The organism is Pseudomonas sp. BCA17 (genome assembly GCF_004519405.1).
GTDB lineage: Bacteria > Pseudomonadota > Gammaproteobacteria > Pseudomonadales > Pseudomonadaceae > Aquipseudomonas.
In genome coordinates this window covers 759,251-768,132 of the sequence record NZ_SGWI01000002.1, presented here as the reverse complement: position 1 = coordinate 768,132, position 8,882 = coordinate 759,251, and the positions used below count along the sequence as shown (strand labels likewise).

Annotated in this window: 6 protein-coding genes; 3 read left to right on the top strand and 3 right to left on the bottom strand. The window is 59.2% G+C overall.

Translation table 11 applies throughout. The annotated features are described in order from the left end of the window. Positions 1-156 precede the first annotated feature (156 nt). The 3 genes from EXW71_RS12495 to EXW71_RS12485 are packed head-to-tail and all read left to right on the top strand — an operon-like array spanning position 157 to position 3,722. Positions 157-816, top strand: coding sequence for a paraquat-inducible protein A (locus tag EXW71_RS12495; protein ID WP_123714416.1), 660 nt, complete (start codon positions 157-159; stop codon positions 814-816). Further along, complete coding sequence (locus tag EXW71_RS12490) at positions 803-1,426, top strand: paraquat-inducible protein A (protein WP_123714417.1); 624 nt, start codon at positions 803-805, stop codon at positions 1,424-1,426. The genes EXW71_RS12495 and EXW71_RS12490 overlap by 14 nt, the downstream gene beginning before the upstream one ends. Then, positions 1,419-3,722 carry a PqiB family protein gene (locus tag EXW71_RS12485; protein ID WP_134658914.1) on the top strand — a complete coding sequence of 768 codons (2,304 nt, stop codon included), beginning with the start codon at positions 1,419-1,421 and terminating at the stop codon, positions 3,720-3,722. Before EXW71_RS12490 ends, EXW71_RS12485 begins: the two co-directional genes overlap by 8 nt. 183 nt (positions 3,723-3,905) lie before the next feature. Here the strand turns inward: EXW71_RS12485 and mksF are convergent, their stop codons facing one another. The 3 genes from mksF to mksB are packed head-to-tail and all read right to left on the bottom strand — an operon-like array spanning position 3,906 to position 8,717. Beyond that, a complete protein-coding gene (gene mksF / locus EXW71_RS12480) occupies positions 3,906-6,746 on the bottom strand; it encodes an Mks condensin complex protein MksF (RefSeq protein WP_134658912.1) in 2,841 nt (946 codons plus the stop codon). Next, entirely contained in the window at positions 6,743-7,450 is a 708-nt protein-coding gene (gene mksE / locus EXW71_RS12475; RefSeq protein WP_123714418.1) for an Mks condensin complex protein MksE, read from the bottom strand. Before mksE ends, mksF begins: the two co-directional genes overlap by 4 nt. Further along, entirely contained in the window at positions 7,440-8,717 is a 1,278-nt protein-coding gene (mksB, locus tag EXW71_RS12470) for an Mks condensin complex protein MksB (protein ID WP_123714419.1), read from the bottom strand. Before mksB ends, mksE begins: the two co-directional genes overlap by 11 nt. Positions 8,718-8,882: the final 165 nt, after the last annotated feature.

The window sequence follows — 8,882 nt, the reverse complement described above, 5'->3', positions numbered from 1 at the left end:
AAGATTAAATTCCGAAACCCCATTTGCGAAAGCAGATGGGGTTTTGTTTTGGGCGGTCGGAAATTTTCACCGGCACTCCCAATAAATTTGCACAGTTATTTCTGAACCAGACCACTAGAATAGGCACCTAACCTTTTTAGAGTCTGAGCCCTACTTATGCCCGATCCGGCTGATACCCTTGAGGTGTCGGATTTACCACTGGACGACCTGGTGGCATGCCATGAGTGCGACCTGCTGATGCGTAAACCGGCGCTCGTCCTCGGTGAAAAAGTCCAATGCCCACGCTGCGGATATGAGCTGTACGCTCACCGCCACAATGTCGTGGAGCGAAGCCTTGCCTTGGTAATTGCCGCGCTATTGCTGTACGTACCCGCGAACTTTTTACCTATCATGCAGCTCAATCTACTTGGGCAATCCTCCGAAGATACCGTATGGAGTGGCGTCGTCGGTTTGTTTGATACCGGCATGCAAGGCGTCGCGGTTGTGGTGTTCCTTTGCAGCATGGGCATTCCCCTGCTCAAATTGCTCTGCCAGCTGGCCGTGTTGCTCAGCATCCGCTGGAAGATCGGCCGCAGCTATGGGTTGTTGCTCTATCGCATTTACCATCATCTGAAAGATTGGGGGATGCTGGAGGTCTACTTGATGGGCGTGCTCGTGGCGATCGTCAAACTCGCCGACATGGCCTCCATCACGATCGGCCTGGGGCTCGTCTGCTTCGTCAGTCTATTAATCGTTCAAGTGCTGCTTGAGGTGGTGATGTCGCCCCACCAGATCTGGCAGGCGCTGTCTGGAGAGGATGATCATGCGAGCGATTGACGCGGGCATTCTGATTTGTACCGAATGCCACGAACTGAACAAGCAAGAGTCGGACACCGATGAGCAGCTTTGCACGCGTTGCGGCGCGTTGATCCACGCCCGGCGCCCCAACAGTCTGACACGCACATGGGCATTGCTGATTACCGCGGCCATCCTGTATATCCCCGCGAATCTGTTGCCGATCATGACCATCAATACCCTGGGGCAGGGCGATCCCAGTACCATCATGGCCGGTGTGATCCAACTGGTGCAGCACGGTATGTATCCCATCGCGGCCGTGGTGTTTATCGCCAGCATTCTGGTGCCAACATTCAAGTTGGTGGGTATCGGTCTGCTCCTGTTTTCGGTGCAGCGCCGTCAACCGCTGTCCGCGCAACAACGCATTATCATGTACCGCTTTATCGAATTCATTGGACGCTGGTCCATGTTGGATATCTTCGTGATCGCCATCCTGGTGGCGGTTGTAAACTTTGGGCGACTTGCCAGTGTCGAGGCCGATCTCGGTGCCGCAGCGTTCGCCAGTGTGGTGATCTTGACGATGCTTGCCGCAGTAACTTTTGATCCCCGACTGATTTGGGATAACACGGAGTCGGACGACGACCATGAGTGATTTGCCTAAAGCTAAAACCCGCCCAGCCTCCAACTGGTCGGCCATTTGGGTGTTGCCCCTGATTGCCCTGATCATCGGTGGCTGGTTGGGATGGCGTGCCTATACCCAACAGGGCATCGAGATCCAAGTCCGTTTTGAAAGCGGCGAAGGTATTCAGGTCAACAAGACCGAAGTGGTCTACAAAGGCATGACCGTGGGGAAGGTCAAAACCTTGGCCCTGGATGACGAAGGCAGCAATCGCGGTGTGATCGCTACCATCGAAATGAACAAAGACGTTGAGCAATACCTCAAGACCAACACGCGTTTCTGGCTGGTCAAACCCAGCGTCACTCTTGCCGGTATCACCGGTCTGGAAACCCTGGTTTCGGGTAACTACATTGCCGCCAGTCCGGGTGATGGTGAGCCCACCCGCAAATTCAAGGCGCTTTCTGAAGAGCCGCCGTTATCCGACGCCAAGCCCGGCCTGCACTTGACCCTCAAGGCTGATCGGCTTGGCTCGCTGAATCGTGGCAGCCCGGTGTTCTACAAGCAGATCCAGGTCGGCCAGGTCAAAAGCTACCTGCTTTCCGAGGACCAGAGCACCGTCGAGATCAAGGTCTATATCGAACCGACCTACGCCAACCTGGTGCGCAAACATACGCGTTTCTGGAACGCCAGTGGCATCAGCATCGACGCCAACCTCTCCGGTGTGAAGGTGCGCAGCGAATCCCTCTCCAGCATCGTCGCCGGAGGTATAGCCTTCGCCACGCCAGAGAATCGCAAGGACAGTCCGCCGACCGACCCGAGCCTGCCATTCCGTCTCTATGAGGATTTTGATGCCGCCGCGGCCGGCATCAGAGTCAAGGTCAAACTCACCGATTTCGAAGGCTTGCAGGCCGGACGCACCCCAGTCATGTACAAGGGCATCCAGGTCGGTAGCCTGAAAACCCTGAAGATCGACCCCAGTCTTTCCAGCGCGAACGCTGAACTGACCCTTGACCCACTTGCCGAGGACTATCTGGTGCAGGACACCCAGTTCTGGGTAGTCAAGCCATCCATCTCCCTGGCGGGTATCACCGGTCTGGAAGCCTTGGTCAAAGGTAACTACATCGCCATCCGACCTGGCGACAAAGGCGGCGCGCAGCAGCGTGAGTTCATCGCTCGGGCCAAAGCGCCACCGTTGGACCTGCGCTCCCCAGGCCTGCACATGGTGCTGCTCACCGATAACCTCGGCTCCCTGGATGTGGGCAGTCCGATCCTCTATAAGCAGGTCAAAGTCGGCTCGGTGCAGAGCTACCAGTTCTCGCGCAAGAACAAGCAACTGGTGATCGGCGTACATATCGAGAAGGAATACGAAAATCTGGTCAACGGTTCGACGCGTTTCTGGAACGCCAGCGGCGTCACCCTGACCGGCGGTCTGACCGGCGGCATCCAGGTGAAGAGTGAATCCCTGGCCAGCCTGATGGCCGGCGGTATTGCCTTCGAGACCCCGGAGCCCAACGTACCACTGAAAAAACGTATCCCGCGTTTCCGTCTGTTCGCCGACCGTGAAGCGGCCAATCAACATGGCACCCTGGTGACCATCAAGGTTGATCGTGCCGATGGACTGCGTCCCGGCACACGGGTGCGTTACAAAGGGTTGGACGTGGGCAAGATCGAGAGCGTCGACCTCAGCGCCGACATGCAGTCAGTATTGCTCAGCGCACGTATCACCCAAGTGGCTGATCGGATCGCGCGCGCCGGTAGCCAATTCTGGGTGGTCAAGCCTGAGCTGGGCCTGATGAAAACGTCGAACCTGGAAACCCTGGTCACAGGCCAATACATCGAAGTGCAACCGGCTGCGAAAAACGCCGGTCCGCAGAAGAGTTTCGTCGCGCTGGACCAGCCACCTGAAGCCGCCCACCAAGAGGCTGGCCTGAGCCTGACACTCAGTGCCGCACGCCGTGGTTCGTTGAAGGAAGGCGTGCCGGTCACCTATCGCGAAGTTACCGTCGGCAAAGTAACGGGCTACGAGTTGGGCCAGACCGCGGACCGTGTCCTCATCCACATCCTGATCGAGCCCAAGTACGCGCCACTGGTACGCAGCGGCAGCCGCTTCTGGAACACCAGTGGTTTCGGGCTCGACTTCGGGCTGTTCAAAGGCGCGACGGTGCGCACCGAGTCCCTGGAGACGTTGGTCGCCGGCGGCATCGCCTTTGCCACGCCAGACGGCGAGCGCATGGGCAACGCTGCACGGCCACAACAAACCTTCCCACTCTTCGACAAGTTCGAAGATGAATGGCTGACCTGGGCACCTAAGATCCCGCTCGGCAAGTAGACCGAGGCGCGGCCTTCGTCGGTAAGCCCGCTCCTGCACTCGACCGCATTCCTACAGGAAAACCCGGTCAACTGTAGGAGCGGACTTGCCCGCGATAGGGCCGTAAGAACAAACCACATTCCAAGCCTACAAAAAAGGCCGCGATCCATAAGATCGCGGCCTTTTGCGTTTCAGTGCCGTGGATTAAACCTCATCCAACTCCGGCTCATCCGCCTGCACATTCATCGTGGCTTTCACCACATCGTGACGACGGATGTACTTCCAGTCCGCCTCATCGATGTAGATTCCATTCGGCCCGCTGCCGCCTTCGAGGTCGATCGCCACCTGAGCGGACACCTGCGGCTTCACACTCGCCAGGATCGGCACGAAGCCCAGCTGCAAGCTGGTTTCCAGCAAGGCGGCCTGGTTCTTCTCGTCGATGTCTGCCGCCTCGTCGAGGTAGTACGGCAAGCGCACACGTCCGGCCTGGTCGCGGTCCATCAAGTGCAGCAACAAGTACATGTTGGTCAGCGCCTTGATGGTCATGGTGGTGCCGTTGGACGCCGCGCCATCGATGTCGGTGTGAATCACCGGCTGGCCGTGCACCTTGGTGATCTCGAACGCCAGCTCGAACAAGTCCTTGAGGCCCAACTGGTTATGGTTGGCGGCTACCAGGCGGGCCAGGTATTCCTTGGCCTCTTCGTTCTTGTTGTCTTGCTCGGCGCTCTGGCTGAGGTCGAAGACCGACAGGGTCTCGCCCTCTTCGTACTGGCCGGCACTGTGAATGATCTGATCGATATGCTTGAGCGCTTCCTTGTTCGGCGCCAGCACGATGCGAAAGCTCTGCAGGTTGGACACCTGGCGCTTGTTGATCTCGCGGTTGAACAACGCCAACTGGTGTTCCAGGCTGTCGTAGTCACTACGGATATTGCGCAGGGTGCGTGCGATATCGGTGACCGCCGCACGGCGCGCCTTGCCCAGCGTCAGCGCTTCGTCGGTACGGTGCGCATAGGCGTTGATCAGCAACTGCAGGCGACGTTCAACGTCATCCTCGCTGTCGAACTTGGCCACACCCTTGAGGCGTACCTGCGCATACAACGCTTCGATCTGGCCATCAGCGCGCAGCAAACCTTGCCAGCTGTCCTGATAGTCATTGAGCAGCGGCAGCAGGTTGTCCATGGAGTCGTCGACCGGGTCCATGAACGGCGTGCCGAACGGCAAGTCCGCCGGCAGCAGCTGACGACGACGCAAGGCGTCATCCAGCGTACGCTGTTTGGCTTCCATATCCGCGATCTGACGGCCGACCAATTGCAACTTGGCCGACAGTTGCTGAACGCGTTCGGTAAAGGCATCGCTGGAGCGCTTCAACTCATCCTGGGCCGCTTCCATCTGCGCCAGGTTTTCCAGCTTCTCGCCTTCTTCGGCACTCAGGGTTTGTGTGCGGCGGAAATCTTCCAACGCCTTTTGTGCATCCAGTACCTGTTGGTACAGCGCTTCGGTCTGTGTCTTGCTCGCCGCGCGGTCAGAGGCTACTGCCTGCTGCGTCTTGAGCTGTTTGAGTTCTTTTTCCAGGCGTTCTTTCTGGTCGCGCAATGCTGCGCGATCCGCCAGGGCTTGCAACGCCGGTGGTTCGATGTGGGAGATGTCGATAGACAGCCCCGGCACTTCGAAGCGCTCGCCCTTGAAGCCATCGAGGATCTGCTCCAGGGATTTGACCCACTGGCCGTCCTCGTCCAGCGTGATGCCATGCTCACCCAACGGCAGGCTGAATAGCGAACTGTTGAACAGGCGCATCAGACGTTCAACATCCTGCTGTGAGAATTCTTCACGCAGTTTGGCGTAGCTGTTGTTGTCCGCGTGGTCGAGTTGCTGCCTGACCGACTTCAAGCGTTTTTCCAGGTCCCGCAGACGCTCGTCCAAATCCTCGGCGCTGAATTGTCGCGACTGCGCCAAGGCACCGGCCAATTCATCGTGGGCGTCCTTGGCTGCCAGCAGTTGCTGCTCCAGCACCCTGACGTCATCGACCAACGCAAAGCGATGCTTGAGCACCGACAATTCGCCCAGCCAACGCTGAATGCCGCTGATTTCCCGCTCCAGGCGCATCAGCTCCTGGGTGCCGCCACGCTGATCGTTCTGCAGGGCATCCTGCTCGTTACGGTAGTGCTCGGCCTGGATCGTCAGCTCCTCCTTGCGTGCACTGGCGTAGTCTGACCAAGTGCCCAGCAACGAATCCAGCAGTGGCGACAGGCGATGCAGTTTGCCGCGCAGGATATCGCGCTGCTTCACGCCATTGGACAGGGCTTCGACCAAAGGCCCGGCGGCCACCAGCGAGTTGTAGTCCTGTTCCATGCGGCGCACATCACGGAAGGCTTCTTCGCACGCGGCGATGTAGTCGACACTGCCCGAACGCAGGCTGTGTTCGAACGCATCGAGAAACAATTGCTTGAGCTTGGCCGCGGTGATTTCGCGCATGTGCAGCAGGTTGATAAACAGTGCCCTGAAAGTCTTCAGGCTCTGTTCGCTGGTGGAGCGCAGCGGAATCAGGGTCAGGTCCAGCGGGATCGACGTGTGGCCGCCCACCAGCAAGCGACGCAGTTCATCGGGTTTGAGTTCGTAGGCTTTCAGGCCTTCGCGCTCAAGGTTGGTGAACAGCTCTTTCTGGCGCAGGCAGGTGTCGTTTTTCTGGTAGTGAGCCAGGTCCAGCTTACCGGCATAGGCAAAGAACTGGTGCCCGAAACCACCCCCCGGGCCACGTCCGACCACGCCGATGACGTGTGGGCCGTGGGGCAGGGCGACTTCCACGAGAATGTAGCTGGTGTCACTGGCGAAGTAGAAGCGTCGCGATTGTTCCAGGGTGTACTTGCCGAAACTCATGTCCGACATGCGCGCCAGGATCGGGAACTGCAACGCGTTGATCGACGCCGATTTGCCCAGGTTGTTCGCACCGTACACCGACAGCGGTTCTTCCAGCGGGAACAGGCCCAGGCTGTATCCGGCGGTGTTCAATAGGGCGAAGCGGCGGATGCCGTAGCGTTCCTTACTCATGCGTCGGTCTCCTGTTCTTCTGCAATGGCGCGAGCCAGAGCGTCTTCTTCGCTTTCTTCGGCAAAGTCACTGAGGTCCAGCGGGTCATCGGTTTTCAGCAGTTTTTCATCGCTGTCTTCATCGATGATCACCGGTGCCGGCAATGGCAACACGCTGTGGATGCTGGCGGCCAGGTCACGGTCCTGCTGTACCGACAGGCACACATCAAGGAACCGGTGCATCGGCGGCAGGAAGCGGTATACGCCGTTGTCTTCGCTGGCAAAACCCAGTTGGGTCATGCGGCGCATGATTTTTTCTTCGAGTTCTTCCTGGGTCTGCACTTCGGCCTGCATAAACAGGTCACGGTACTTTTCCAGCAATGACGGCAGCTCATCGCGGCCCAGGCTGCCACCGTCGAGCACAGCGATCGGGTCACGGCCCTGGTCGGCCAAATGCTCGACGATGATGAAGGTGAACAATGCCAGGCGCTGCGCGGTCTTGTTCACTTGCGCGGCGGCCACGGCGGTGTCCGGCACGAAGTAGTAGAAACCCCGGGTATCGCATACCAGTTCAAAGCCCAGAGCCTTGAACAGCGTGCGGTACTGGTCCTGGAAATTCGACAGTTGTGCGTACAGCTCCGGGTCGCGGCGGCTGACGTGGTAACCCTTGAACAGCTCGCGAAAAATCGGCGCCAGCTGGGACAGTTCGGATAGATCAAGATGCATAAGGCGTGCTCGCAGAATTCTCGACGGCGTCAGGCGCAGCCGGGAGCAGGGCGAATGAGCGCAGGCTGACCTGATGCTCGTGTGTGTGATATTCGCGACGTTCCAGGCGCTCGCGCTTGAAGCGTTTCTCGCGGGACAGGCGCGAGAACCAGTACAGCAACTCGTCGGTGGCACCGTTCGGTTCCTGTTCCAGCAGCCAGGTCATCAGGTCCGGCATCGGCAGCGCGTCCTCGCAGCGCTCGAGCATTTCCTTGACCGTGCGCGGTGCGCGCGGGGCTTCGCCTTTGTGGGATTTATGCGCCTTGGGGAACCGCGCCGGTTTCGGTTCGAAGTTCGCCAGCGCATAGACATAGGCTTCCACCTGGCTCGCGCTGCCGAGGAAAGTGCTCTGCGGCCGGGTAAACATCGGCAACGCCGCCTGCGGCACTGCGTCCAGCCCTTTGCGGCGAATCGCCGACAAGGCCAGCGCCGCGCCACGGGTCACGGCGTTGTGCCGACGGGCTTCCTCGCGCAACGGCAACAGCAATTCCCGCGCATGGCGCAAGGTCAACTGGGCGCTGGTCTGCATTTCGAGGATGCGCGCATGGGTACGCAGCAACATGTCGTCATCAACCAGGTGGCCGAGACGCTGTTGTTCGGTGAGCATGCGCAACAGCACATTCTCGACCTTGCGCACGCCCTGTTCGAATGCGCCGTCGGCGTTCACCAGTTGGATCATTGGTTCGACGTATTCATCCCAGGTCGCCAACACCTCGGCGTAACGCTGGCGCAGCGGGATCTGCCGGTCGCTGGTTTTGGCGCGGTCGGCCACGGCGGCCAGGGCCTGTTCGTCGTTGGCGAGCTTTTTCAGTACGTCACGCACGCGCATGTCGAGCAGGCGCAGTTGGCGGGCCAGGTCGTGGCCGTCGCGGATGTCGAAGGCGTCCTGGATGTAGCCTGCCAGGCGCTCCAGATGGCGCAGGTAGGCTTCGATTTCCAGGCACAGGCCAAGCCGGTGCTCCTTGCGAAGGTAAGCCAGGAAGTCATGGATCTGCGCATTGAGCTCGAAACGGTTCGGGCTCTTGGCGACAGGCACCAGGATATCCAGGCGAATCCATACGTCCAGCAGGCTGGTGATGTCCTGGGGCGTGCTGTCCAGTTGTTGGGCGGCCAGTTGCGCGCGCAGCTCGCTCAGGCTCAAGGTGCCTTGGTCGAAGTGTTCACACAGTGGCTCAAGTAAGGCCCAGTGTTCGGCGAGGGCGCGTAGGACGCGCTTGGGTTCGATCATGGGAATGGCCGGCTGGTTGGCGATTAAAAGTCGCGATTGTACTGCATCAGGCGCGGGATTTATCCACAGCCGGTCAGTGCGCAGTGGGCGATTGTTGCCGAACAGCGGTAGAATCCCCGCTCTTTACTTATCCACAAGTGGCCGAGCTGTGCTTATCGAGTCCCG

Coding starts and splice junctions, on each gene's coding strand:
- EXW71_RS12495 (WP_123714416.1), top strand. CDS start 157: ATGCCCGATCCGGCTGATACCCTTGAGGTGTCGGATTTACCACTGGAC.
- EXW71_RS12490 (WP_123714417.1), top strand. CDS start 803: ATGCGAGCGATTGACGCGGGCATTCTGATTTGTACCGAATGCCACGAA.
- EXW71_RS12485 (WP_134658914.1), top strand. CDS start 1,419: ATGAGTGATTTGCCTAAAGCTAAAACCCGCCCAGCCTCCAACTGGTCG.
- mksF (WP_134658912.1), bottom strand. CDS start 6,746: ATGAGTAAGGAACGCTACGGCATCCGCCGCTTCGCCCTATTGAACACC.
- mksE (WP_123714418.1), bottom strand. CDS start 7,450: ATGCATCTTGATCTATCCGAACTGTCCCAGCTGGCGCCGATTTTTCGC.
- mksB (WP_123714419.1), bottom strand. CDS start 8,717: ATGATCGAACCCAAGCGCGTCCTACGCGCCCTCGCCGAACACTGGGCC.